We start from the raw sequence: 26817 nt of genomic DNA, 5'->3' as shown, positions 1-26817 counted from the left end.
TCCCTGATGAAGCGCCGGCATGAGCGGCGGGTATGGTCTTCGGGCAAGGTGAGGTCTTATCCCCACCCTGTGCCCACTTGATGTGGTCGACAACGACAATCTGATTGCGACTGGCTGTTCAGCGATGGCCTGGAAAACGCAAGCCGCTCTCGGTCAGAGCTTCTGGCCGTCGCGCACCAGGTCGTCCATGACCGAGCGCACTGCCTTCTCGGCAATCGAGACGATCTCGTCGATCTCTTCCTTGGTGGTGACCAGCGGCGGTGCGAAGCCGAGGATGTCGCCATGCGGCATCGCACGGGCGATCAGACCGCCGTCGCGAGCTGCCTTCGAGACACGTGCACCCACCTTCAGCGACGGATCGAAACGGGTCTTGCTCTCGCGGTCGCCGACGAACTCGATTGCACCCATCAGGCCAACACCACGCACCTCGCCGACGATCGGCAATTGCGCGAATTTTTCCTTGATCTGCGCCTGGAAATAGGCGCCAACATCGCGGGCATTCCCCGGCAGATCTTCCTTCTCAACGATGTCGAGTACGGCGTTGGCCGCGGCTGCGCCGATCGGATGGCCGGAATAGGTATAGCCATGCGAGAAGGCACCGACCCTGTCGGCTCCGTCTTCCAGCACCTTATAAACCTTCTCGCCGACGATCGCAGCCGAGAGCGGGAAGTAGGCAGACGTCAGGCCCTTGGCGACCGTGATCAAGTCCGGCTCGATACCATAATGCTGCGATCCGAACATGGAACCGGTGCGGCCAAAACCGGTGATGACTTCGTCGGCGATCAACAGCACGTCATGCTTCTTGAGCACCGGCTGGATGGCCTCCCAATAACCTTCCGGCGGCGGCGTGATACCGCCTGTGCCAAGCACTGGTTCAGCGATGAAGCCGCCGACATTGTCAGGCCCAAGCTGTTCGATGAGCTGGTCGAGCTCGACAGCCCGGCGTGCGGAGAATTCCCGCTCAGTCTCGCCAGGATTGGCACCCCAGTAATGGTGCGGCACGCCTGTATGGGTGATCTGCGCCAAGGGAAGGTCCATATGGTCGTGGTAGAAGCTCATGCCGGTCATCGAACCCGAAACAACACTACAACCGTGGTAGCCGCGCTCGCGTGAGATGATCTTCTTCTTCGTGGGCTTGCCGCGCAGATTGTTGTAGTACCAGACGAGCTTGGCCTGGGTCTCGTTGGCGTCCGAACCGGACATGCCGTAGAACACCTTGCTCATCTTGCCCGGGGCCATCTTCACCAGACGGTCAGAGAGGATCGCCAATTCGTCAGTCGTGTGAGCGGCATAAGAGTGGTAATAGGCAAGCCGGTAGGCTTGGCGCGAGATCGCCTCAGCTACCTCGGTGCGGCCGTAGCCGACATTGACGCAGTAAAGCCCGGCAAAGCCATCGATCAACTGATTGCCGTAGGCGTCCTGGATGCGGACTCCCTTCCCCGTTTCGACGATCGTCGGCTCGCCAAGCTTGCCGCTGGCAAAGTCCTTCAGCTGCGTGAACGGATGCAGGACCGAGTTGCGGTCCTTCTCGGCGATGTCCTTAATGTTGATGGTCATTGTGAGCCCTTCCGTAACACGATGATGTGAAGCGGCTAAAGGCAGCGTGATATGCTCCCCTGACTCCCCGCATCTATATTTGATGACGGCAATGTGCAGCCAAACTGATGCAGATTGACGGCGGATATGATGCAGTCTATGCAGGAATCCTGCGAATATGAACGCGAACTGCAGGATTTCCCGACCATGGAACTCGATCGCGCGGATATCGCGCTACTTAACGCCGTTCAAAAGAACAACAAGCTCACGTCCGAGGAACTGGCCGAACGAGCACATCTTTCGCCTACAGCCTGCCAGCGGCGCCTTAAGCGCCTGCGCGCCGAGGGCGTCATCGAGGCTGACGTTTCAATCGTGTCCCCGAAGGCAGTCGGCAGGCATGTGACGGTCGTCGTCCTGGTATCTCTTGAGCGGGAGAGGGCTGACATTATCGATCGCTTTAAGGCAGCAATCAAAAACACACGCGAAGTGATGATCGGCTACTACGTGACCGGCGACGCGGACTTCCTGCTCGTTGTCACCGCAAAGGACATGGAAGACTACGAACAGTTTACGCGCCGCTTCTTCTATGAGAATAATGATATCAAGGGGTTCAAGACGATGGTTGTCATGGACCGTGTGAAGGCTGGGTTTGCCTTTCCGATCGAAGATTAAGATACAGTGTTCCTAAGCGGTTCGAGAAGCGGCCTTCATCTCATGCGGCGTGCTTTTACAGACGCCTATCTTCCATCTCGCCAGAGAGGCCATGCCGCCTCTAATCCACATGGCCAATGTCACCGCGTCCATGTTGATGAAGTACCTGCAAGGCTGTTCGTATAGATCAAGGCTACGGGCAATCTGAGAGGAACCGGTCAAGCTCAGCCCCGACACTGCTGGCAAAAAGTTCGCTATGCCGTCCGCTACGGCCATTCCCCGACCGGCGGATTACAGCTCGTAAATGCTATCGTTTCTGCTTCGAGCGCGCCGCCAAGACATCTCGGATCGAGAAGCTCGAATGGATACGCAGGACGCCAGGCAAGGTGGACAAAACCTCTTTGTGTATGCGCTCGAAGGCCCCAGCATTCTCGACATCAACTCTGAGCATGTAGTCCGATCCACCGGTCATCAGATAGCATTCCCTGATCTCGGGATGCTTGCGTACGGCTGCCTCAAACTTGTCGAGGTAGTCCTCCGTTTGCCGGTAAGCGCCCGGTGAGGCTTGCAATTACCCATAAGTAGCTGACTCGTTTACGAAAAGGTTTCGCTGAAATCTTGAATCGAAAGAATCACTTGTGATTCTGTGTCGAGCACCTGATTCTCTTAAGGTGGTGCTTTATGTCGGTTCGAGACGATGTGATGGCTGATAATGACGGCCATTGGAGCAAGCAGGAAATAGACGCGGGGTCTTTCAAGGATGCTCGCCTTGGCCGACGCTGCACAGAACTTTTACGACAGCTTGGAGAGCATATGGGCGGCTCCATTCCTTTCGCCTGCCAGGACTGGGCCAACACAAAAGCCGCTTATCGGTTTTTCTCCAACCCGAATGTTGAGGAAGGCGATATCCTTAACGGCCATTTCGCCGCGACCGCTCAACGCTACGATGCTTCCAATGGTCCGATCTTGGTGCTGCAGGACACGACCGAGTTTACCTATCAGCGCCGCAATCCGCATGCCGTTGGCTTTACGAAGAGCGTCAACAGTGGCCGTGACAAACAGGAGCGGCTGCGCCACCATACGGTCTGCGGGATATTGATGCATTCGAGCCTTGCGGTGACCTTGGATGGGCTACCCTTAGGGTTGGCAGCCGTCAAGTTCTGGAGCCGCGACAAGTTCAAGGGTACGGCTCAGCTCAAACGCAAGGTCAATCCGACACGTGTTCCGATCGAAACCAAGGAAAGCATCCGTTGGCTTGAAAATCTGTGCCAATCCCTCACGCTTCTCGGTCAGCCAGACCGATGCATTCATGTAGGCGATCGCGAAAGTGATATCTACGAACTCTACTGCCTGACCAAGGAGCTTGGCACGCACTTCGTCGTGCGCACCGTCGTCGACCGGCTGGCTGGCAACGGGGATCACACGATATCGGCTGAAATGCGCGATGTTGAAACTGTCGGCCGGCATCTCATCGAAGTTCGCGCCGACACCGATGAGGTCACCAAAGTCCACCTGGACATCCGATTCAAACGGATCCGGGTGCTGCCGCCCATCGGCAAGAAGAAGCGATACCCTGCTTTGGACCTTACCGTCATCCACGCGGTAGAGCCCGACCCTCCGGCCGGCCGCAAGCGCATCGAGTGGAAGCTATTGACGGATCTTGAGGTGCATAGCTGCGAGGAGGCAGTCGAAAAAATCAAATGGTACGCGATGCGCTGGAAGATTGAGGTCTTCCCTAAGATCCTCAAGTCCGGTTGCCGGGCTGAAGATGCAAGACTACGAACGGCCGATCGACTGGCAAACCTCGTCGCCGTGTTTTGCATCATGAGCTGGAGAATGCTCTGGTTGACAATGCTCGCGTGCACAGCGCCCGAAACACCGCCAACCGCGGCCCTCACCGAACAGGAAATTGAAATCCTCGATCAAATGGTCAGCAACGCAGGCAACCGGCAAGCGACGCCGGGATCGCTAAACTTCTATCTCACCAAACTCGCTCGTTTAGGTGGTTACCTTGCAAGAACATCAGATCCGCCACCGGGAAATACGGTCGTCTGGCGCGGCCTCAGCCGGCTGACAGACATTCGCCTCGGAACCGAAATGGCGGCCACACTCAGATGTGGGTAATTGCAAGCTTCACCGGATGCTTACGTTTTAGAGACCGGAGTTAGGCCATGACTAACTCCGTGCGCTCGGACACTTCGATGAACAGCGGGAATCGCATTTTTTTGTTTAGCCCCGAATCGGGCGTCACACTGTTTGCCCCGCGCGAATGGCCCTTGACGTCGGGTCCATCGGTCTCGCTACCGCCGGACCGGCAGATCCCAAATTCGATAGAGGTTATTGAGGGCAGTTGCAGTGTGGCACTGGACGGTTGGCAAACCGAACTCCTGAAGAACTTTCGCATATTTGACGCCGCTGTTACGGGTCTTCAACAGAATCCAATAAACCATTCCGCATTTTATACTGTCTTTGGCCCCTTGGAGGTGTCCTGCGCGATCCGGTTGATTGGCAAGAGTGCGTTTGAGATAGCGCAAAAAACGCAGCCAATGATTTGAGGTGATGACAATAACGCCAGTGGCACGGGCTAATCGCTGCGGCATCAGGCGCGAGTAGCTACCCTCGATAATCCACCGCTCTTCGTGAATCGCCGCATCATGAAGCGCGGCAAACTCTGCTTCCGGGCGCGACTGCCAATCCGTGCAGGGCAGATGATGAAGTTGGTCGAGATGGACGGCTGGAATACCGAGCTTCTTAGACAAGGCGACCGCCAAGGTCGACTTGCCTGCGTTTGAAGGGCCAAGAATCGCGATGCGCTCGCCCAGGGAATGTAAAGGCAGTATAGGGACACCCCTTGGGAAATTAGGGTCGTTTTCATCGGCCGTAGGAAACGGAGCGGCGGCCTGACGTCGTGGAAACATTGACTTTGCTCCTGTCGACTTCGCTCCTCAGATCTCCCAGGAGCTGTGGGAGAGCTTTGTTACGAAGGGACGGGGGTTCGGTGCATGGCCAAGCTTTGACCCTGAACTGGCTGAGGAGGAGATGGCGAGTACGTGTTATATAGATCGACGGCAACTTTCGTCATTGGTTCAAACGGCCATCAACCTAGGAAATGGTAGCATTCGCGATCGGCAGATGGAGCCAAAATGGTTTCGCCCTAGATGCGGTTGGCTTCTTCGGCGTTCCGTTGCACATAGGCCGCCGCATGGGAGATCTCTGATTTGGCCTCTGCCAGCGGTTTTCCCATCTCCGCAGGGAGGATAGCACCGAGATCATCACCATGCCCAATAATTAACCGATGCCAATTCCACAATACCTCTGATCGCGCGCGGGCGGTGAGCCGAGCCCAGGCCTCTTGCGAGGCGTCAGCTTTTTCAATGGCGAACCGGATATCATCGGCATTCATGTCGGGTACTTCCGCCAGCAATTCTCCACCGCAAATCTCTTGCTTAGCCCTGCAGGCGAAGAGCAAAAGCCATTGGCATGATCAAGGAATAGCTCCGCTCGTTTCAAATGACGCGTCAATGCCGTGGCTAGGACCATTGCTCTTCCTACTCCCGGGTATGCTCACGACCATCTCTATTTCCGTTCGTGTTGAAAACAGCAAAACCGGGCAATGACGAACATCGCTCCGGTTCGCGCGTTGGTTTTCTCCTTCGATCAAACCAGGGAAATGACAGCTTCAATCTCGACCTTCGCGCCTTTTGGAAGAGCCTTTACCTCGTAGCATGCGCGAGCGGGAAAGGGAGGTGAGAAAAATCTCGCATAAACGCCGTTGACCTCGATGAAGTCACCAAGGTCGGTTAGCAGCACGGTCGTCTTGACTATCTTCGACAGTTCAGCACCGGCGGCCCTGGCGATGGCCTCAAGGTTTCTAAGGCACTGTTCGGCCTGTTCTACGGCGCTTGCGGAAGTGAACTCGCCTGTGGCCGGATCAATTGGCAGTTGACCCGAAACAAAGAGCAGATCGCCGGCCTTGATTGCTTGTGAGTATGGGCCGACGGCACCAGGAGCGTCGGTCGTGGAAATTTGTTCAATCAAGGTTTTATGCTCCGTGAGGTTTTGAGTGTGGTTTAGGTCTAGCGGCTAACCGCCAGGTCAGTTGCGTCGATTTCGGGCTTTCGACCGGACACGAGATCAGCGATGACTCGGGCCGAGCCAAAGCTCATCGTCCAACCGAGTGTGCCGTGTCCGGTGTTGAGGAAGAGGCCCGCGATCTTGGTGGGACCAATCGCCGGCGTTCCATCCGGAGTCATCGGGCGAAGACCCGACCAGAATGTCGCCTCTTTTACATCACCACCGGGAAAAAGATCCATGACGGAATGCTCGAGGGTGCTCCGGCGGGCTAGGCCGAGGTCGTTCGAATAGCCGGAGATTTCTGCCATGCCCCCGACGCGGATACGGTCGCCCAGACGCGTAATGGCGATCTTGTAAGTCTCGTCCATGATCGTCGATTCCGGCGCCCGCGCGGGGTCAGTGATAGGGATCGTCAGGGAGTAGCCCTTGACCGGATAGACAGGGAGCTTGATGCCGTGGCGTCTGAGAAGCAACGGAGAGTAGCTGCCCAGTGCCACGACGACCGCATCTGCGGGCAGGGTTCCCCATTTCGTCACAACGCCGCGCACCCGGCCGGCCTCGACATCCAAGCCTTTAATCTCCGTACTCCAGGAAAACCGGACGCCAAGCTGCTCGGCGTTTTTGGCAAGCGCGTTGGTGAATTTGAAGCAGTCGCCAGTTTCGTCCTTTGGCGTCAGCAGACCGCCGGTGATCTTATCGCGGACATGCGCGAGCGCCGGCTCAGTGCGGACACAGCCGTCACGATCAAGAACCTCGTGGGGAATGCCGTCCGCTGCAAGCGCCTTGACGTCCTTGCCGGAGGCATCAAGCTGTGCCTGCGTACGGAAGAGTTGGAGCGTGCCCTGCATACGCTGGTCGTACTCGATGGCTGTCTCTTTGCGCAGGGTAGCGAGGGAGATACGACTGTAGTCAGCCAACCTCAGCATGCGGCTCTTGTTGATTGCATAGCGCTCGGAAGTGCAGTTCGAGAGCATCTTTACGAGCCATGACAGCATGGCGCCATCGATCTTCGGCCGAAGGATCAGCGGCGCGTGTTCCATGAACAGCCATTTCAAAGCCTTCATCGGAATTCCTGGCGCTGCCCAAGGTGAGCAATATCCGAACGAGACTTCGCCTGCATTAGCAAAGCTTGTCTCAAGTCCCGGACCTTTCTGCCGGTCGACAACGGTGACTGTGTGACCGGCTTTTGCGAGCTGATATGCGGAGGTGACGCCAACAATACCGGCGCCTAGAACGATGACCCTCATAATGTCCTCAATGGATGAACCCCTAACGATGCCGTCTATGGTAGCGGTCGCCGAGGCGACGGCCAGAGCCATTTCCTCTCGATGCAGCCGTGTCTGTCGGTCATTGTCCAGATGTTCATTCGGAGTGATCCTGGAAAATCGAGGTGTAGCAACTCCAGTCTCCTAATATTCACTCCGGATGGACAACCTCAAAGCCTACAGCTAGCCGACAATGGCACCTTCGAAATGGCGACCGCAATAAAAAACGACCGGTCGCCCCGCCCCTTTTCTCATAGCAGTTGGTCGATATCACTCACCTCAGACGGCGTTCAGAATCCAGTTAGAAATATCGGACTTCGGTCTTGCACCGACCAGCTTATCGGCAACCTCGCCGTCCTTGAAGATTGCAAGGGTCGGAATAGACTCCACACCGAACTGCGCGGCGAGTTCTGGGTTCTCATCGATATTCAGCTTGGCGAATTTGACCTTGCCGTCCAACTCGACGGCGATTTCTTCGAGGACCTGAGCAATTATCTTGCAGGGGCCGCACCAATCGGCCCAGACATCGACCACAACCGGTTTTTCGAATTCCAGAACTTCTGACTGAAAGTTATCTTTATCAACTTTGAAAATAGACATGGGCGACTCCTTTAAATTGGGTTGTCATATGATTGTGCGATCTCAATGTGATGATGTCGCCGAAGGTTACGCTCCTTTCTGTCATGAGTAGTACATCTGGAACTCAACCGGGTGCGGGGTTTCCTCTAAGAGATCGACCTCTTCCATTTTCAGCTTGATATAGCTGTCGATGAAATCGTCGTTAAAGACGCCACCGGCCTTGAGGAAGGCGCGGTCGTTGTGGAGACTGTCAAGAGCTTCGCGCAACGATAGAGAGACGGTCGGAATTTTTTCCTTTTCGTACAGTGGCAGGTCGTAGAGGTCTTTGTCGATCGCTGGACCTGGATCGATCTTGTTCAGGATGCCATCGAGACCGGCCATATGGATGGAGGCGAAGGCGAGATAGGGGTTGGCGGCCGGATCCGGGAAGCGGACCTCCACACGCTTTGCCTCCGGGTTGGAGCCGAACGGAATACGGCAGGCGGCCGAGCGATTGCGGGCCGAATAGGCAAGCAACACAGGTGCTTCGTAACCCGGGACGAGACGCTTGTAGGAATTCGTCGACGGGTTGGTGAAGGCGTTGAGCGCTTTGGCATGCTTGATGATGCCGCCGATATAGAACAGGCAGCTCTCCGAAAGGCCGGCATATTCGTCGCCGGCAAAGATCGGCTTGTCGCCCTTCCACAACGATAGGTGCACGTGCATACCCGAGCCATTCACGCCAATGATCGGCTTCGCCATGAATGTCGCCGTCTTGCCGTAACGTTCAGCGACATTGCGGACGCAGTATTTGAGGATCTGCACTTCGTCGGCGCTGCGAACCAGGGTCTTGAACTCCGTGCTGATCTCGTGCTGGGCAGGAGCCACTTCGTGGTGGTGCTTTTCCACTGTCACGCCCATCGATCTTATGCGTGCTGACATCTCGCTGCGCATTTCTTGACCGGAATCCTGCGGCGGCGTTGACATATAGCCGGCCTTGGTCTGGATACGGTGGCCGAGATTACCTCCTTCGTAAGACTTATCACCGTTGATCGGCAGCTCCACGGAATCGAGCTTGAAGCCGGTGTTGTAGGGGTCGGCCTGGTACTTGACGTCGTCGAAGACGAAGAACTCGGGCTCGGCACCCACATACACCGTGTCGGCGATTCCAATCGACCGCACGTAATTCTCAGCCTTTTCGGCTATGCCGCGTGGGTCGCGGTTGTAGCGCTCACCCGTGACAGGTTCGAAAATGTTGCAGATGATCGTCAGCGTGGGTACCGAGAGGAACGGGTCCATCTGGGCGGTCGTCGGATCTGGCATAAGGGCCATGTCGGACTCGTTGATCGCCTTCCAGCCGCCAAAGGACGAACCGTCTATCATGAAACCTTTAGTCATTATGTCCGAGTCGATTATTGCGACGTCGTATGTCATGTGCTTCAACTTGCCGCCCATATCCGTGAAGCGGAAGTCGATTTCTTGGACGTCGTTGTCTTTGATAAGCTTGAGCAGCCTTTTTAGCGGGTCCATGTTTGGTCCTTCGCCGCGTTGATCAAAAGTCAGCTTAACCCGTTGGAGCGGGAGCATTTTCAGTAGGCTCGATGTCGGGACGATTTCTCCTCTTGCCTGTCCACCAATCTTTGCAATTTCGATACCAAACGGAAAACGCTTGTAAAACAGCATGATAACTTTCTGTGACAATATTTATGGCCGACATTGTCGGACAAAACCAAACGATTTTGTCGCTGCCACTTCCGTTCACTTGCTTTCCCTCCTCGGTATGCCCTGGCCTCGCGGAATGCACTTTCGGAATCTCGGGCGGTAATAGGCCCAGTTGTCGAGAATCTGCTTGGCGCGGGCCGAGCCCGTATAGTGCAGATGGTTGGAGATCAGCTGGTAGAGGCGCTCCTCGTCATGGCGCGTCATGTCGCCGGAGACATCGACGCGTCCCTTGTGCATGAGATCACCGCCGTGATGATGCAGCTTCTCCAGCATGTCGTCCTCCTCGGGCACCGGCTCGAGCTCGACCATCGCCATGTTGCAGCGGCTGGCGAAATCGCCGGTTTCATCGAGCACGTAGGCGACACCGCCGGACATGCCGGCCGCGAAGTTGCGGCCCGTGGCGCCGAGCACGACGACGACGCCGCCGGTCATGTATTCGCAGCCGTGGTCGCCGACACCCTCGACGATGGCGATCGCGCCCGAATTGCGCACCGCGAAACGTTCGCCCGCCACACCGCGGAAATAGCACTCGCCCTCGGTCGCACCATAAAGCACGGTGTTGCCGACGATGATCGAGTCCTCGGCCACGATCCTCGAATTCTCCGGCGGCCGGATGATGATCTTGCCGCCTGAAAGGCCCTTGCCGACATAGTCGTTGCCGTCGCCGATCAGGTTGAAAGTGACGCCGCGTGCCAGGAAGGCGCCGAAGCTCTGCCCCGCCGTGCCGCGAAGTGTCACGTTGATCGTGTCTTCCTTCAATCCGCAATGGCCGTAACGCTTGGCGACCTCGCCGGAAAGCATCGCGCCCACCGAACGGTCGACGTTCTTGATGCCGACCTCGAAGGCGACGGGCGTCTTGGCCGTCAGGGCCGGCTGAGCCCGCTCGATCAACACGCGGTCGAGAATGTCGTCGATCGGGTGCTTCTGTCGGCTCGTCCAGAAGGTCTCTTCCTTGGGAGCGTCGACCTTGTGGAAGATGAGGCTGAAATCGAGGCCCTTCGCCTTCCAGTGGTTCAGCATCTCGTCCTTCTCCAGCAGCTCCGAGGCGCCGATGATCTCGTCGAGCCGGGTGAAGCCCAGCGAGGCGAGGATTTCGCGCACTTCGTTGGCGACGAAGAAGAAGTAGTTGATGACGTGCTCCGGCGCGCCCTTGAAGCGCTTGCACAGCGCCGGATCCTGGGTCGCCACGCCCACCGGACAGGTGTTGAGATGGCACTTGCGACACATGATGCAGCCGGCGGCAATCAGCGGCGCGGTGGCAAAGCCGAACTCGTCGGCTCCAAGCAGCGCCCCGATGATAACGTCGCGGCCGGTCTTCAGGCCGCCGTCGACCTGCAGGGCGACGCGCGAGCGCAGCCCGTTCTGCACCAGCGTCCGCTGGGTCTCGGCAAGGCCGATTTCCCAAGGGCTGCCGGCATGTTTGAGCGAGGTCAGCGACGAAGCACCCGTGCCGCCGTCGGAGCCCGAAAGAGTAATATGGTCGGCGCGCGCCTTGGCGACGCCGGCAGCAACCGTACCGACGCCGACTTCAGAGACGAGTTTGACCGAAACATCGGCGGTCGGGTTGACGTTCTTCAGATCGTAGATCAGCTGCGCCAGATCTTCGATTGAATAGATGTCGTGGTGCGGCGGTGGCGAGATCAGGCCGACACCCGGTGTCGAGTGGCGGGTCTTGGCAATGGTCGCATCCACCTTGTCTCCGGGCAGTTGGCCGCCTTCGCCAGGCTTGGCGCCTTGCGCCACCTTGATCTGCAGCACGTCGGCATTGACGAGATATTCGGTGGTGACGCCGAAGCGGCCCGACGCGATCTGCTTGATCGCCGAACGTTCCGGGTTCATCGAACCATCGGCCAGCGGCATGTAGCGGTCGGATTCTTCGCCGCCCTCGCCGGTGTTCGACTTGCCGCCGATCCGGTTCATTGCGATCGCCAGTGTCGTATGCGCCTCTCTGGAAATCGAGCCGTGGGACATCGCCCCCGTCGAGAACCGCTTGACGATATCGGCCGCCGGCTCGACCTCGTCGATCGATACCGGCTTGCGGCCGAGCGCCTCGGCGCTCTTCAGCTTGAAGAGACCGCGGATCGTGTTCATGCGCGCCGAATTGTTCATCATATCGGCGAACTCGCGGTAGCGGTCCTCGGCATTGCCGCGCACGGCCTTCTTAAGGACGACGGCCGCATCCTGCGTCCAGGCGTGGCTTTCACCGCCTATTTGTTGGGTATATTCGCCGCCGATGTCGAGCGTCGTGGCAAGAAGCGGATCGGTACCGAAGGCCGCATTATGGCGGGCGACAGTTTCTGCGGCGATCGCCTCGAGGCCGACGCCTTCGATCATCGTCGCGGTTCCGAAGAAATACTTGTCGATGAACTCCGACTGCAGGCCGATCGCATCGAAGATCTGCGCGCCGCAATAGGACTGGTAGGTCGAGATGCCCATCTTCGACATGACCTTGAGGATGCCTTTGCCGACCACCTTGATGTAGCGGCAGACGACTTCGGAAGCATCCATTTCCCTCGGGAATTCGCCCTTGGCATGCATGTCGAGCAGCGTGTCGAAGGCAAGATACGGGTTGATCGCCTCGGCACCGTAGCCGGCGAGCAGGCAGAAATGATGAGCCTCTCGCGGCTCTCCGGTCTCGACGACGAGACCGACCGAGGTGCGCAGCCCTTTGCGGATCAGATGGTGATGCACGGCGGCTGTGGCGAGCAATGCGGGAACGGCGATCCGGTCCGGCCCGATCTGGCGGTCGGAGAGCACGATGATGTTGTAGCCGCCCTTGACGGCCGCTTCCGCGCGCTCGCAGAGCCGGTCGAGCATTTCGGGCATGCCTTCGGCGCCACGCTCGATATCATAGGTGAAATCGAGCGTCTTGGTGTCGAAACGGCCGGTCGAGCGGATCTTTTCAAGATCGCCATTGGTCAAGATCGGCTGACGAACCTTGAGCCACTTGGCGTTTGCCGCCCCCTCATGGTCGAGAATGTTCGGCCGCGGCCCGATGAAGGAATCCAGGCTCATGACCAGTTCCTCGCGGATCGGGTCGATCGGCGGATTGGTCACCTGCGCGAATCTCTGCTTGAAATAGGTGTAGAGCAGCTTCGGCTTTTGCGACATCGCCGAGATGGGCGTATCCATGCCCATCGAACCGAGAGCCTCTTCGCCGTCAATGACCATTGGCTTCAAGACCATCGCCAGGTCCTCCTCAGTGTAGCCGAAGGCCTGCTGGCGGTCGAGCAGCGACACGTCGCGGCGCAGCGCCCTCGGTTCCACCGGCTTCAGGTCTTCGAGGATGAGCTGGGTGCGGTTGAGCCAGCTGCGATAGGGATGCGCCGTCGCCAGTTGCGACTTCACCTCGTCGTCGGAGATGATGCGGCCTTCTTCCATGTCGATCAGCAGCATTTTGCCCGGCTGCAGGCGCCACTTCTGGATGATCTTCTCTTCCGGAACCGGCAGCACGCCGGCTTCGGACGCCATGATGACGCGGTCGTCATCGGTGACGAGGTAGCGCGCCGGCCGCAGGCCGTTGCGGTCGAGCATGGCGCCGATCTGCTTGCCGTCGGTGAAGGCGATGGCAGTCGGTCCGTCCCATGGTTCCATCAGCGCCGCATGATATTCGTAGAAGGCCTTGCGTTCGGCGGCCATCGGCTGGTTGCCGGCCCAGGGTTCCGGAATCAGCATCATCATCGCATGCGCCATCGAACAACCGCCGCGCACCAGGAATTCGAGTGTGTCGTTGAGAGAGGCGGTGTCCGACTGCCCCTTTTCGAAGATCGGCCAGAGCTTGGAGATGTCCTCACCGAACAGCGGCGAGGAGACCGACGCCTGGCGGCGCGCCGCCATCCAGTTGACGTTGCCGCTCAGAGTGTTGATCTCGCCGTTATGGGCGACCATGCTGTAGGGATGCGCGAGCTTCCACGATGGTAAGCTGTTGGTCGAGAAGCGCTGGTGGACCAGGGCGACCGCGCTTTCGAAACGCGGATCCGACAGGTCCTTGTAATAGACGCCGACCTGATCGGCCAGGAACATGCCCTTGTAGACCACCGTCGCCGACGACAGCGATGCCAGATAGAAATTGCTCTCCTCGCCGTCGCACTCGTCATAGATGCGGTTGGAGATCACCTTGCCCAGCTTGAACAGCCGGCGCTCGAACTCGTCGTTGTTTTCGGCATCCTCGCCGGCGCCGATGAAGACCTGCACATGAAACGGCTCGGTTGCGGCAATGGCCGGCGCCTTGGAGAGCGAGGAATTGTCGACCGGCACGTCGCGGAAGCCGATGAAGACCTGACCTTCCTCGGTGATGACGTCCTTGATCACCTTCTTGAAGTGCTCGATCTGCTTTTCATCGCGCGGCATGAAGATATGGCCGACGCCATATTCGCCGACCGGCGGCAGGGTGATGCCCCGCTCGGCCATCTTCTCGCGGAAGAAACGGTTCGGGATCTGCACCAGGATGCCAGCGCCGTCACCCACCAGCGGATCGGCGCCGACGGCGCCGCGATGCATTAGTCTCTTGAGCATGCCCAGCCCATCCATGACGATCTGGTGCGACTTCTGGCCCTTGATATGCACGACGAAGCCGAAACCGCAGGCATCCTGCTCGTTGCGTGGCTCGTAGAGGCCTTGGGCACGAGGCTTGACCGCATTGGCAGCAATCTTCTTGGCTGTCGGACTTGAGCCGAATGTTGGCATTACCTTAGGCCCCTCTTGTGTTTCTCCTCCCCACCAGCGATGTTGGCGAGGAATATCAGCGGCAATCTCCCGTCGACGGACTGATGACACGCCTCAGCAAGATCAACATTATTGATTTAACGGTCCGGCGCCGGCTGGCGCTGCCCACGCAAATCTCCTTTCCTAAATTCTGTATTTATCATCTCGAGTGCAGTCCGAAACCTACAGGATCGGGTAGGACGCATCCGCTTGTGGCGCACGAAAGCGCCCAATACCGCTAAGAGCCTTGCCGCAGGCCAACCGCTGCCACATGCAGACGAGATGGCTCGCACCCAGTAAACGTTCCCTCCCACAAGCGGCGTAGGCAATGGCGAAGACGCACTGGTGTGCAGGCGGCACAGCTTTGGAATCGCTCCTTCTAAAAGTCACGGTGCGGTCCGCTCTGAATGTCATGGACGTACTCTGTCTGCCGCCACTAGAAGCTTGCACTTTGAGGCGCCGCGGGGAGGCTGACCGAGATCGGTCGTCAGGCGGGCGCCGCCAGGGTGGCCGAAGAGGGAAATGGGGGAACCGGCACCGTTCGTAGGCTTTAGCTTCCGTGATGGTGATTAACGAGAGCGTCATCAACGATTCCCTCTGTTATGAGTCACATCAATGCAAATTTCGCTCCCGCATCAGCCGCTCGCGGGAGGAGCCCAACCTATTCGTCGTCTGTCCGAAATGGTGTGATTGACCAAGTGACTTCGTCAACGGCCCGCTGGAGGATCTCCTGCGTCAAAGCGAGGCTGGGTGACGCGGCGATGACATGTCCAAGAGTATCTGTATAGTCGCCTCTCCTGATGATCCGGGCGTTAGGTTTTACATGGAACTTCACATCGGCGACACCCTGAATAGAAGCCGCCCGGGCGCCGCCACTAATCCAATCTAAGGTCCCATCGCTATCAGGAACTAGATGCCGTACAATTGCAGTGCGCGAATGCCTGCTGCGCAAATCCCATTCCTGGCCGATAGCAACCTTTATATGCTCGCGTATGAGGTCGATACCGCAGGAGAGCTGAACCAGCCGAGGACTGGCGCCACCGGCAAGACGCGGATTGACTTCAATCACTACGGGCCCCTGCTTTGTCCATCGGAATTCAACGTTTGTCGGTCCCCAGCCAAGCCCGAGACCTTCCAAACAGCGCCGGGACAGATCGACCACGCGATTATATTCCTCATCAGTCACAGGGGCCGGAAAGACAGTCTCATGGAAGACGAAGTTCGGCGGGGGGCCGAATTCAGAAGCACCGATTGCAACGACTTCACTCCCCATTAAGTTAGCACTGAAAAAAGTTCCCATTGCGAACTCTTCGACTAGTATCCTCGGCCTGGACCGCCAAGTGTGTTCCCCGCCCAGCAGATAGCTCGTATGAGCGGCCAATTCGGCGACATCGCGGCACAATCGAACGCCACTGCTGCCGCTTCCTTCAGCTGGCTTTAGAACTACAGGTAGGCCGATCTCTGCGGCTGCGTATTCTACCTCCTTTGCATCCATTGCTAAGCGATAAGCGGGCATTGGAATGCCTGCCTTTTTGAGCAACTGACGTTGATTGAATTTGTCGTTGCATCGATCGATCGAAGCAGGGTCCGGCCCCGGCAGACGGAAATGCCGGCAGAGTTCGCTGACTGTCACATAAATCGACTCGTCAAGTCCCGAAAAGCCAGTTATGCCAGCGATTTCATGGGTTGAACGCAGTAGTGAACATTCATGAAGCAGAGCCTGGACATTGTCCGTGGCGACTGGGATGACCTCAGTGCCTTCCTCCTCGAGATATGCATACTGAGCTGGGTCGGCAGAAAGCGTGATTGGGTAAAGACCCAAACGCCGGGCTTCTTTCACGTACAGGTGGCCAATAGTTCTATGGCCCTCAACCAGAATTAGCGCTCTTTTGGCCAATGGCGTTGACCTCCATGGTTTCGATAACACCCTATGTACAGGCTCTGGCGAGTATCGAAGCCTACGAGGTAGGAACGTGCCAGGCCATGCTAAAGTAGTGCTCGCTATAGCTCCAGGAGTCCGAATCGTGTTGCCGTCGCAACGGCGGCCGTTCTGGTTCGAACATCCAATTTTCGTAGGCAGTTCTTCACATGAAAAGCGACCGTATTTTCAGAAATCCCCATGATCACGGCCATTTCCCACGATGTCTTTCCTTGCGCTATCCACAGGAGACATTCTTTCTCGCGTGGAGAGAGGCTAGGAACACACTCCATGCCACCCTTATCCATCTCGATTCGTTCCTCCGATTGAGGGACGCCATAGAAAGTGCCTGTTGACGTCGCCGCTTCTTTCGTTGCGAATATCGTGCCAACAGCGTCGAACGAGCCTCAGACGAATTTGCCATTTACTTTTCAACTGGTTACGGCATAAAAGCATGGAGGCAGGCCAACAGCGTCGTGTTTTGAAGTAGACAAACTCTACAGCAGGCCCACCTCGCGGCATGGTTTGGCCCGGTGCCCAGTCAATTATTCGGCGGGAGGAAAGCCCGATCCTTCTGGGCCACAAGCAAGCAGGCAACAATTGCGTTCGCCGACTGATAAACCATGGGATAAGGTCATGCTTGATGACCTCGACCCCCTAAGGATTGCCTTGGTCTTGATAGATGCCTTTACGACCGGGAACGCACATCAATAAGGTGACTGTCGCTTTGGGGGCAAACCGAGCGCCGAGCGCGGCCACGTACCACAGACAAATTAGCGGTTGTCAGTCTCCAAAGTGGACGAAATCATTTGCAGCACTTGGTCTCGCGTCATCCAAAGAAGCCAATCATCATCATCGATGCCCTCGGCATCCAGGCGCAGGACCGACCCATGCTGCTCTCGGTTCACGTAACCAGAACGACCAAGGACCCCTTTTGCCACATACCAGTCGGCAACCAGCGAATAAATGAAATCAGGCGCCCATTTAGCCCATGCCAATCCGAATGCGATGTGACCAATATAACTCATGAGCCCGCGGCCCCTAAAGTCTTCCCGCAGCCACAGGTCGCCACGATATGCGACAACGCCGGTTATTCCTCGAGCGCTCGGAGCATAGCAGCGACATGAGGAGTCCTGTCCCGCTTTCAAGTCAGGATCCTTGAAGCAGGATTTTAGCGACTCGAGGTGCTCTGCAAGGTTCGTGTCAAGTAGATCGTCGACGCGCATTGCTTGGACATGTGCCACGGTTCCTTCCCTGTCTCGCCCGACAATCCAAAAAGCCTTCCCAGGTAAAAGATCGGAACAGTCTGGACGGAAGTTTGGATACGTGGGCCGCTTTCCGGGAAGTTTGCTAGTGATCCCCACATATTCCTCAAAGTCTTCGCCCATCGTAATGCTGAGACCGGATCGGCGTGCCAACTCGTTTGTTGCGCAGATATATTTTGATACATCGAGCGTCGTCACGTTTCCGTGCATGTCACTCTCCTATTCCACCAGGGTTTGCGGCGGAGATCGCTAGAGGGCATTTCGTCCAACAGATGAGTCGTCTGTTTGGTTACCCCGCTGGCATTGCGGCGTAATCGGACACGCATGCCGCCGCCGTCTACGGCCTATACTCACCGGCAGTCCAATCTCCGCTGCGTTGTCTACCTTCTTTGCAGCCAACGGCGAATATATTCGAGCTTCGCTACTTGGGAGATTGGCAACGGTCATCTGGTGAGCAATATAAAAGCCAACAGCTTCGCTCATCGTTACCTCCTGAATTTGAGTGAAGCACAAGCGGTTTTCGACTAAGCCACGAGTTGGAGCTCTTCATCCACCGTGGCGAGATGCAGGGCCTTCCTGGGCCTTTACGTTCAACATTAGGGTTGCGAGGCGCCGCCGCCGGCGATGAGCATCTTCTGCTTCAAGTCCGCCACTCAGTAACATCAGTTTCCGCGACCGTACGCCAACGCGTTTTCGAAGGAAGTTCATGTCCCGCTGACCCTGCATTGAGCCTCTGTCCTATTTTCGGCTTTTAGAGTCAGACGCTCGCGTGGACAGACAGGTCCAGAATGTCCAGACCACGTTGAAGCGTTTGCGCATCGATCGTCAGAGGTGGAAGAAACTTGATAACTTGGTCCTCTGCACCGCATCTCTCTACCACAAGCCCCTCATCAAAGGCTTTGCGAACGACCCTTTCGGCCAGGTTGCCTGTAGCGCAGTCGAGCGCCAGCATCAGGCCTCTTCCGCGGACGGATAGATTGTGATTTTGAGTGCTTTGCGCGATCTGCCGCAGGCGCTCGCTCATGATGCTTCCTTTTTCCATGACATCGTCAGACAGATTTTCATTCGCCCAGAACTTCCTCAAAGCGCGCGTCGCTGTCACGAGCGCAAGGTTGTTGCCTCGGAACGTCCCGATGTGCTCTGCCGGCTGCCATACGTCCAACTCGGGCTTGAGCAGCAAAAGGGACAGCGGCAGCCCAATGCCACTCAGCGACTTCGATAGAACGATTATGTCGGGCGATATACCGGCGAACTCAAAGCTGAAGAAACTGCCCGTTCTTCCACATCCTGCTTGAATGTCATCAACGATGAGGAGAATGTCGTTCTTTCTGCAAAGTCGCTCAACCGACCGCAGCCACTTCTCGCCCGCGACGTTTATGCCCCCCTCGCCTTGAACGGTTTCCAAAATGATGGCTGCTGGCAGATCTATGCCACTGCTTGCATCCGAAAGCACTTTGTCCAGGTACTCCGACGTGTCTCTTTCAGGCCCGAAGTAGCCGTCATAGGGCATAAATACGGCGCCGGCTGGAGGAAGGCCTGCCGCATCGCGGTAGTAACGATTACCCGTCACCGCAAGCGCGCCCAGGCTCACTCCATGAAAGCCGTTGGTGAATGAAATTATGTTATGCCGTCCAGTGACTTTGCGTGCGAGCTTTAAAGCAGCCTCCACGGCATTGGCGCCGGTCGGACCGGGAAACTGAAATTTATATTTCAAACCACGTGGGCGCAAAATTGTCGCATCAAAACACTCCATAAACTCTCGTTTGGCTGACGTAGCCATGTCCAATCCATGGATTATTCCACTCGATTTCGCGTATTCCACCATGGCATTTATCAACCCGGGATCGTTGTGACCGTAGTTGAGAGCGCCCGCGCCGCAGAGAAAGTCGATGTATTTGCAACCCTTCTCGTCCTCGAGAATGGCTCCGCGGGCGCTCCTAAATACAGTAGGAAAGGATCGCGAATACGACCTGACGTTCGATTCGAGGTTTTCGAAAAGATAAAGCGAGTTGGAGTTGTTGTCAGCGAACACGATCTTACTCCTTTTGACCGCTGCAATTTCGGTCTCGTGTCACAGCCAAGTTTCAATATTCCGGCTTGGCTCAACGGTTATGACCTGGCAACTTTCGTTGTCCGGTCCATTTCTTTCAAGTTTCGTGCCAGTTTGCTTCTTTGTAGTCGACGCATATTAATCTCTGCTATGTCAGCTATTTAGACGCCCAAATACGGGACTGAGAGAAGCAGGCATGTCGCTGAGCCCGCAAATTGTCGTGACAATGTCGTACATCGTGTCTCCTATGCACGGTTGACCGCTTGTGGCGCGCGGAACTCATGTGCGAGTCGTTTATCTTTTTGCTGTGATCACTTTGAATCGGCAAAGGAGGGGTTGACCGAAGCATTCAGTCGATGTTTATCGATCGCGGTTCGTCGCCTGCACAGAAGTGACCACGGCTTGCCTTTGCCAGCCTCTACAATCTGTCAAAACTATCGGCGTGGTGGCCTCTTCTCGGTCACCGAATGTCGAAACTTCTTATGAGGCTGAATAAATGCGACACGCTTTAGTGTCTTCAGCAATCGCGCTAGCTGCTTCAGTTCGTCTTGGATGGGCAACCCCTTTACCAAAGTCACAGTCATTTCGAACAACTCCACTGCCACGACGTTGTTGCCGATCTCATGGAAGAAGTAGGCCATGGCCTGATAATATTCGGCTCTTGAGTGGGCATTTTCCCACTGGCACAGTGTCAGGATGTGCTCGGAGAGCGCCTTGCCCATCGATAAGCGTTCACCAAATGGAAATCGCGAGTAGTCATGCGATGAGTCAAAGAGTTGATGCATCGCTCCAAGAAGCCAGTCTTTTGAGTCCTTCTCAATTGCAAGGCGGACAAATTTGCGTAGCATCAGGCAGCCGGCCTCCATGTCTTGCAATTCGTCAATCAACATGTCTGCATATAACTGGAATAGGTAGAGGCTGTCCGGCATAACACTGATGCCATCTTCTAGTAACGAAAGTGCCGTCTTCCAATCCTTCGCCTCTATCGCGGCCCAGATGAGACCGATCAATGATTGTTCAGCGACATCCATCTCGTTCTCCGTCGTCAGATCGTTCGCTTCCTCGCTGGTGCGCCAGCTGCGTCAAAATGAGGGAACTTTGCCGTTAGCCACATGTACAGGTGGGTGAGCTCTAGCCGTCAGCCGTCGCAGCTTCCTCATCTGTTGCAACGCCTATGATGACCTCGAGCCCATGTTCTGTATTTCTCCTGCACTTGCGCCAGGCGGGGCCGTGCCGGTATGCAGGACCGTATGGCGTCTCAAAAACCGAGGATGTATATTTTGCCGGGCTGGAGGGCCGAGATAAGATTGCCACGCAGCCAGTCCTGCGCTTTAATCGACGGAGAGCTGAAGAGCCAGTATGCAATAGCCATATCTGCACTCCACTGTGTTTCAGAACCAACATCGGCGGAAAGATCGATCAATGGGATGCCTTCGGTTGGCCCTCAGCTTGCGCCTATACCGCGTGGGCTTGAGTTAGCTTCCGCCAAGCACTTTCAGCACAACGTCATCGAGGTCCATCGGGTCGATAGAGGCGACCTTCCCGCCGCGGTCGAGAATGAAAGAGGCCGGAGCCCCAAAATCCGTCGGATCCATCCAGAGCCTGAGAATCTCTCCTGTGAAATCGACTGCTACTCTGAAATTCACATTTGGGCAGTTTTGGTTCAGCCACGCATTCACATAGACTCGACCCTCAGCCGCCGATGCAGAGCTTTTATATACGACGCCAATAACCTCAAGACCTTTCTCGCGGTAGTTCTCCTGCAGCTGTACGAGATAGGGCACTATTTCAACACAACTTCCGCAGGTGGTTGTCAGAAACACGAAGATGTAAACTTTGCCGGGCTGAAAGGTGTCGAGAGGCCCGCCACGAACCCAGTGTAGATCACTGATTGAGGGAGCTGGATCTCCTATCCTAAGGTCAGTCATGCTTTGTGTTCCTTCACATGTTCAAACCAACGCGGCTATTCCGCAACGCGGATGTGTCGGCCGTTCCGCCGCCTCGCAATAGCTTTCAAGATTCGTGCCAAGCAGGCCGATTGAGCTGGCGAACAATAATTTGCAACCATTCCAGCGATGTGGCCGTTACAATACGGGATTGAGAACATGAACGCCTGTCACGTAACCGACAAAGGTAGCGACAATGCCGCGACTTGTGACGTACCCCAAATAATTAGGCCATTTAGAATTTGCCAATTACGATCTCTGACGGGGGAAGTAAGGTACTCGACGTAGGCCTCGAAAATTACGGGGCTGGTGATTGAAGAAAAGCAAGCCACTTGGAAGGATGGATGACACGCTGAAGCCCATTCGAACAGATCCGTGCTCAATAGGACCGCGCCACACGACGTGTTGTCAGAAAGTGGTGCCTCTTCGTCATCTAATTGTCATGATTGCGTGTGGAGGGGCAAGAGCTTCGTTGACGTCACTGCCACTATCATGATGGACAGCAGAGCAGGACGTTTACCCTTTGTGGGCACCAGACGCCGCGTCAGTCACGTCATCCTGATCAAGTGCGTCGCTCGGTCGAAGCGAGGCATGATCATCATCAATATCCACCGAAGACAACTCATGCGGGAAGCGATCAGAATCCGTTACGGCCGGTCTGGTGATTGGATATAGGCTGTTCGAACAATAGCCCTAGAAGCTAAATATGGATAAATGAGACATCCTGTCAATTGGGGCGGATCTTGCACAAAGGGCCACCACCACTCACCAGCCCTTCAGCGTGTGACAATTAAATTACGACATTGGCATCACCTTTGTCGGCTATGTGACAGGAGTTCTCTTCCTCAAGCCCGCACTTTCGCGCCCACATAACTGGAATCGCAGCAAATTGTTGTTCGTCAGCTCAATCGGCCTGCTTGGCACGAATCTTGAGAGCTATTGCGAGGCAGCGGAACGGCCGCAGCATCCGCGTTGCAGGATAACCAAATTGCTTCGAACACATGAAGGAACGCCAAGCATGGCAGCTCTGCGTCAGATCGCATTCTATGGAAAAGGCGGAATTGGCAAGTCCACTACGTCCCAAAACACGCTGGCCGCCCTTGTAGACCATGGCCAGAAGATCCTCATCGTCGGCTGTGATCCCAAGGCTGATTCTACGCGCCTGATCTTGAACTCGAAGGCCCAAGATACGGTCCTCGATCTCGCAGCAACGAGAGGTTCGGTTGAAGACCTTGAACTCGAAGACGTGCTCAAGGTCGGCTATAAAGGGATCAAATGCGTGGAGTCTGGCGGTCCGGAGCCAGGCGTCGGTTGCGCAGGACGCGGCGTTATCACCTCGATCAACTTTCTCGAAGAGAACGGCGCCTACAACGATGTCGACTACGTGTCCTATGACGTGCTCGGTGACGTTGTGTGCGGCGGCTTCGCGATGCCGATCCGTGAAAACAAAGCTCAGGAAATCTACATCGTCATGTCCGGCGAAATGATGGCACTCTATGCCGCCAACAATATCGCCAGAGGCATCCTGAAATATGCTGCAGGCGGCAGCGTGCGCCTGGGTGGCCTCATTTGTAACGAGCGTCAGACCGACCGCGAAATCGACCTCGCCGAAGCACTGGCTGCCAAACTCAATTCCAAACTCATCCATTTCGTGCCACGCGACAACATTGTCCAACACGCCGAGCTTAGAAAGATGACGGTGATCCAATATGCGCCGGACTCTCAGCAAGCGGCCGAGTACCGGACACTTGCCCAAAGAATACATGACAATTCTGGCAAAGGCACCATCCCGACCCCCATCACCATGGAAGAACTTGAAGACATGCTTCTTGATTTCGGGATCATGAAGACCGACGAGCAGATGCTTGCCGAACTTCAAGCCAGGGATGCCAAGTTGAAAGCTGCCCAGTGATCTCACTGGCGCGAGCGCGCAAAAGCGGCAGCCATCCCGTGAGGGATGGTTTCGCCAATGAGCCTTCATCCGGATTTTCCAAGGGGTTGGGTCAATGACCTTCAAATACGCCAATGACAGTGATTTACATGCGAAGCTTATAGCGGATGTGCTGTCGCAATATCCGGACAAAGCAGCAAAGCGCCGCAGTAAGCATCTTAGCGTTGCAACGAGCGAAAAGAACGCAAACGCGACCAGCGAATGCGAGGTAAAGTCGAACATAAAGTCTGTTCCAGGCGTGATGACGATCCGCGGCTGCGCTTACGCCGGTTCGAAAGGTGTCGTCTGGGGACCAATCAAGGATATGGTTCACATTTCACACGGGCCTGTGGGCTGCGGTCAATATTCCTGGTCGCAACGTCGCAACTATTACGTCGGTCTGACAGGCATCGACACGTTCGTGACTATGCAATTTACATCCGATTTCCAGGAAAAGGATATCGTTTTCGGTGGTGACAAGAAACTGGAAAAGGTCATCGATGAGATCGCTGACCTTTTCCCGCTAAGCAATGGCGTCACCCTGCAATCAGAATGTCCGATCGGTCTGATTGGCGACGATATTGAGGCCGTAGCGCGAAAAAAGGCCAAAGAACACGCGACGACCGTTGTTCCGGTACGCTGCGAAGGGTTCCGTGGCGTGTCGCAATCGCTTGGCCACCACATCGCCAACGACGCAATTCGAGATTGGGTCTTCGACAAGAAAGACATACAATTCGCGTCAGGTCCCAACGACGTAAATGTGATTGGCGACTATAACATTGGCGGGGATGCATGGGCCTCACGCATCCTGCTCGAGGAAATCGGATTGCGCGTGGTCGGCAACTGGTCGGGAGATGCCACTCTCGCAGAAGTGGAGCGCGCGCCGAGAGCGACGCTCAACCTCATTCACTGCTATCGGTCGATGAATTACATCTCCAGGCATATGGAGGAAAAATACGGCATTCCTTGGATGGAGTATAATTTCTTCGGTCCGTCCCAGATTGATGCCTCGCTCCGCAACATAGCCAAGCATTTTGGGCCGGAAATCGAAGAAAAAACCGAAAAGGTGATAGCCAGATACCAGCCATTCGTCTCAAACGTAATCAACAAATACTCGCCGCGCCTCTCTGGCAAAAGGGTAATGCTCTACGTTGGCGGATTGCGTCCTCGTCACGTCGTCACCGCCTATGAGGACCTCGGTATGGAAATCGTAGGAACAGGCTACGAATTCGGTCACGGCGACGACTATCAGCGCACCGGCCATTACGTAAAAGAAGGCACGCTGATCTACGACGATGTGACTGGCTATGAACTAGAGAAATTCATTGAGGGAATTCGGCCCGATCTCGTCGGGTCCGGCGTTAAAGAAAAATACCCGGTGCAGAAAATGGGCATTCCATTCCGCCAGATGCACTCCTGGGACTATTCTGGTCCTTATCACGGTTATGACGGCTTCGCGATTTTCGCCCGGGACATGGATATGGCAATCAATAATCCAGTTTGGGCTCTTTACGACGCTCCCTGGAAGGACCCCGCTTGGGCGGCGGATGCTGGGTGAGAACGTAACGATTCGCGCGGAAACGCGCGCAAGGCCTTAAGCGACGAAGGTTTCTGCACCGCCTTTGAGCCGCGGTCAGAACGAAAGAGGTGACCCTATGCCGCAATCAGCTGAGAAAACTCTCGACCACGCACCCCTATTCTGCGAGCCGGAATACAGGCAGATGTTGGCCAAAAAAAAGCTGAAATTCGAATGCCCACACCCGGACCAGGTCGTCTCTGACCAACGTGAATTCACGAAGACCTGGGAATATCGCGAAAAAAACTTGGCCCGCCAAGCTCTTGTGGTTAATCCAGCCAAAGCCTGCCAGCCACTCGGCGCGGTTTTTGCAGCGGCGGGATTCGAGCGAACGATGTCGTTCGTCCATGGCAGCCAAGGTTGTGTAGCCTACTACAGATCGCACCTATCTCGCCATTTCAAAGAGCCGTCATCGGTGGTCTCGTCATCGATGACGGAAGACGCGGCTGTATTTGGCGGCTTGAAAAATATGGTCGACGGTCTCGCCAACACCTACAAGCTCTATAACCCGAAGATGATCGCGGTGTCGACCACCTGTATGGCAGAGGTCATCGGAGATGACCTGCATGGTTTTATCGAAAACGCCAAAAGTGAAGGTTCGGTCCCGCGCGATTTCGATGTCCCCTTCGCCCACACACCAGCCTTTGTCGGCAGCCATGTCGATGGCTACGACAGCATGGTAAAAGGTGTGCTGGAGAATTTCTGGAAGGGCGCCGCGCGAAGTGAAGCCACCGCTTCTATCAACATCATTCCTGGATTTGATGGCTTCTGCGTTGGGAACAATCGCGAATTAAAACGCCTGCTTGACTTGATGCAAGTGACTTACCTGTTCATCCAGGATGCATCAGATCAGTTCGATACGCCTTCCGATGGCGAATTTCGGATGTATGACGGCGGGACCAAAATTAATGACGTGAAGGCGGCGTTGAACGCGGAGTGGACATTGTCCCTGCAGCATTACAACACTCGCAAGACGCTGGACTATTGCAGAGACGTTGGACAAGTGGCTACCTCCTTCCACTACCCTCTCGGCGTCCAAGCTACCGACGAACTTCTGATGGTGATATCGGAGATTTCCAGGAGAGAAATTCCCGAGGCGATCCGCCTGGAGCGCGGCCGACTCATCGATGCGATGGCGGACAGCCAAGCTTGGCTATACGGAAAAAAATACGCGATCTACGGCGATCCAGATTTCGTTTATGCGATGGCACGCTTCATCATGGAGACCGGCGGCGAGCCAACCCACTGCCTCGCCACAAATGGCACCTCGGCTTGGGAGGACGAGATGAAGGAACTCCTCGCATCCTCGCCCTTCGGGAAGAATGCACAGGTTTGGCCAGGCAAAGATCTCTGGGCACTGCGCTCGCTACTTTTCACCGAGCCGGTGGATCTCCTGATCGGAAATTCTTATGGGAAGTATCTCGAACGGGACACCGGTACCCCACTGGTTCGGCTGATGTTTCCAATTTTCGACCGGCACCATCATCATCGATTCCCCCTCATGGGCTACCAGGGCGGACTGCGTCTTTTAACGGCGATCCTCGACAAGATCTTCGACAACCTCGATCGCGAAACAATGCACGCGGGTGTGACGGACTATTCGTATGACCTCACTCGCTAAG

At 56.0% G+C, this 26817-nt stretch carries 19 protein-coding genes and 2 pseudogenes; 5 read left to right on the top strand and 16 right to left on the bottom strand.

What is annotated here, in order from left to right; genetic code table 11:
• Positions 1–153: 153 nt before the first annotated feature.
• A complete protein-coding gene (locus CUJ84_RS33660; protein WP_105009850.1) occupies positions 154–1557 on the bottom strand; it encodes an aspartate aminotransferase family protein in 1404 nt (467 codons plus the stop codon).
• A 186-nt stretch (positions 1558–1743) separates the two neighbouring features.
• Here CUJ84_RS33660 and CUJ84_RS33655 point away from each other — a divergent pair, with 186 nt between their 5' ends.
• Positions 1744–2208, top strand: a complete 465-nt coding sequence (locus CUJ84_RS33655; RefSeq protein WP_115097769.1) for an Lrp/AsnC family transcriptional regulator — start codon at positions 1744–1746, stop codon at positions 2206–2208.
• Positions 2209–2494: 286 nt separating this feature from the next.
• Here CUJ84_RS33655 and CUJ84_RS33645 read toward each other — a convergent pair.
• A pseudogene (locus CUJ84_RS33645) lies at positions 2495–2734 on the bottom strand (Lrp/AsnC ligand binding domain-containing protein); the annotation flags it as partial.
• Positions 2735–2889: 155 nt separating this feature from the next.
• On the opposite strand from CUJ84_RS33645, the gene CUJ84_RS33640 reads away from it, so the two are divergent.
• Complete coding sequence (locus tag CUJ84_RS33640; RefSeq protein ID WP_105009847.1) at positions 2890–4311, top strand: IS4 family transposase; 1422 nt, start codon at positions 2890–2892, stop codon at positions 4309–4311.
• 176 nt (positions 4312–4487) lie between these two features.
• Here CUJ84_RS33640 and CUJ84_RS33635 read toward each other — a convergent pair whose 3' ends face one another.
• The 14 genes and pseudogenes from CUJ84_RS33635 to CUJ84_RS33575 all read right to left on the bottom strand — a co-directional run bounded on the left by CUJ84_RS33635 (position 4488) and on the right by CUJ84_RS33575 (position 21671).
• A complete protein-coding gene (locus tag CUJ84_RS33635; RefSeq protein WP_245457627.1) occupies positions 4488–5105 on the bottom strand; it encodes an AAA family ATPase in 618 nt (205 codons plus the stop codon).
• Between the two features lie 239 nt (positions 5106–5344).
• Positions 5345–5617: pseudogene (locus tag CUJ84_RS39335) on the bottom strand (aldehyde dehydrogenase family protein); the annotation flags it as partial.
• A gap of 227 nt (positions 5618–5844) precedes the next feature.
• On the bottom strand, positions 5845–6225 hold the full coding sequence (locus tag CUJ84_RS33625) for a RidA family protein (RefSeq protein ID WP_105009846.1): 381 nt from the start codon (positions 6223–6225) through the stop codon (positions 5845–5847).
• Positions 6226–6263: 38 nt separating this feature from the next.
• Positions 6264–7508, bottom strand: coding sequence for a D-amino acid dehydrogenase (locus CUJ84_RS33620; protein WP_105009845.1), 1245 nt, complete (start codon positions 7506–7508; stop codon positions 6264–6266).
• Between the two features lie 297 nt (positions 7509–7805).
• Positions 7806–8126 (bottom strand): thioredoxin, encoded by a 321-nt coding sequence (gene trxA / locus CUJ84_RS33615; protein ID WP_105009844.1) that lies wholly within the window; start codon positions 8124–8126, stop codon positions 7806–7808.
• Between the two features lie 81 nt (positions 8127–8207).
• On the bottom strand, positions 8208–9614 hold the full coding sequence (gene glnA / locus CUJ84_RS33610; RefSeq protein ID WP_105010018.1) for a type I glutamate--ammonia ligase: 1407 nt from the start codon (positions 9612–9614) through the stop codon (positions 8208–8210).
• Positions 9615–9842: 228 nt separating this feature from the next.
• Positions 9843–14492: a glutamate synthase large subunit gene (gene gltB, locus CUJ84_RS33605; RefSeq protein ID WP_245457657.1), complete on the bottom strand. Its 4650-nt coding sequence runs from the start codon at positions 14490–14492 to the stop codon at positions 9843–9845.
• A 679-nt stretch (positions 14493–15171) separates the two neighbouring features.
• Complete coding sequence (locus CUJ84_RS33600; RefSeq protein ID WP_105009843.1) at positions 15172–16407, bottom strand: ATP-grasp domain-containing protein; 1236 nt, start codon at positions 16405–16407, stop codon at positions 15172–15174.
• A gap of 104 nt (positions 16408–16511) precedes the next feature.
• Positions 16512–16721: a helix-turn-helix domain-containing protein gene (locus tag CUJ84_RS33595; protein ID WP_245457661.1), complete on the bottom strand. Its 210-nt coding sequence runs from the start codon at positions 16719–16721 to the stop codon at positions 16512–16514.
• A 480-nt stretch (positions 16722–17201) separates the two neighbouring features.
• Positions 17202–17903, bottom strand: coding sequence for a hypothetical protein (locus CUJ84_RS33590; protein ID WP_105009841.1), 702 nt, complete (start codon positions 17901–17903; stop codon positions 17202–17204).
• Positions 17904–18450: 547 nt separating this feature from the next.
• Positions 18451–19725: a diaminobutyrate--2-oxoglutarate transaminase gene (gene ectB / locus CUJ84_RS33585; RefSeq protein ID WP_105009840.1), complete on the bottom strand. Its 1275-nt coding sequence runs from the start codon at positions 19723–19725 to the stop codon at positions 18451–18453.
• 452 nt (positions 19726–20177) lie between these two features.
• Positions 20178–20774 (bottom strand): hypothetical protein, encoded by a 597-nt coding sequence (locus CUJ84_RS33580; protein ID WP_105009839.1) that lies wholly within the window; start codon positions 20772–20774, stop codon positions 20178–20180.
• 227 nt (positions 20775–21001) lie between these two features.
• On the bottom strand, positions 21002–21166 hold the full coding sequence (locus CUJ84_RS38140) for a hypothetical protein (protein WP_158687003.1): 165 nt from the start codon (positions 21164–21166) through the stop codon (positions 21002–21004).
• A 52-nt stretch (positions 21167–21218) separates the two neighbouring features.
• Positions 21219–21671, bottom strand: coding sequence for a TlpA disulfide reductase family protein (locus tag CUJ84_RS33575; protein WP_105009838.1), 453 nt, complete (start codon positions 21669–21671; stop codon positions 21219–21221).
• 1036 nt (positions 21672–22707) lie between these two features.
• Here CUJ84_RS33575 and nifH point away from each other — a divergent pair.
• The 3 genes from nifH (at position 22708) to nifK (ending at position 26816) form a co-directional block, all read left to right on the top strand.
• On the top strand, positions 22708–23601 hold the full coding sequence (gene nifH / locus CUJ84_RS33570; RefSeq protein ID WP_105009837.1) for a nitrogenase iron protein: 894 nt from the start codon (positions 22708–22710) through the stop codon (positions 23599–23601).
• A gap of 94 nt (positions 23602–23695) precedes the next feature.
• Positions 23696–25177, top strand: coding sequence for a nitrogenase molybdenum-iron protein alpha chain (gene nifD, locus CUJ84_RS33565; RefSeq protein ID WP_105009836.1), 1482 nt, complete (start codon positions 23696–23698; stop codon positions 25175–25177).
• 97 nt (positions 25178–25274) lie between these two features.
• Positions 25275–26816 (top strand): nitrogenase molybdenum-iron protein subunit beta, encoded by a 1542-nt coding sequence (nifK, locus tag CUJ84_RS33560; RefSeq protein ID WP_105009835.1) that lies wholly within the window; start codon positions 25275–25277, stop codon positions 26814–26816.
• Position 26817: the final 1 nt, after the last annotated feature.

It is taken from the genome of Rhizobium leguminosarum (assembly GCF_002953715.1).
GTDB classification, from domain to species: Bacteria; Pseudomonadota; Alphaproteobacteria; order Rhizobiales; family Rhizobiaceae; genus Rhizobium; species Rhizobium leguminosarum_V.
The sequence above is the reverse complement of the archived record's forward strand: the minus strand, read 5'-3'. Positions and strand labels throughout refer to the sequence as shown.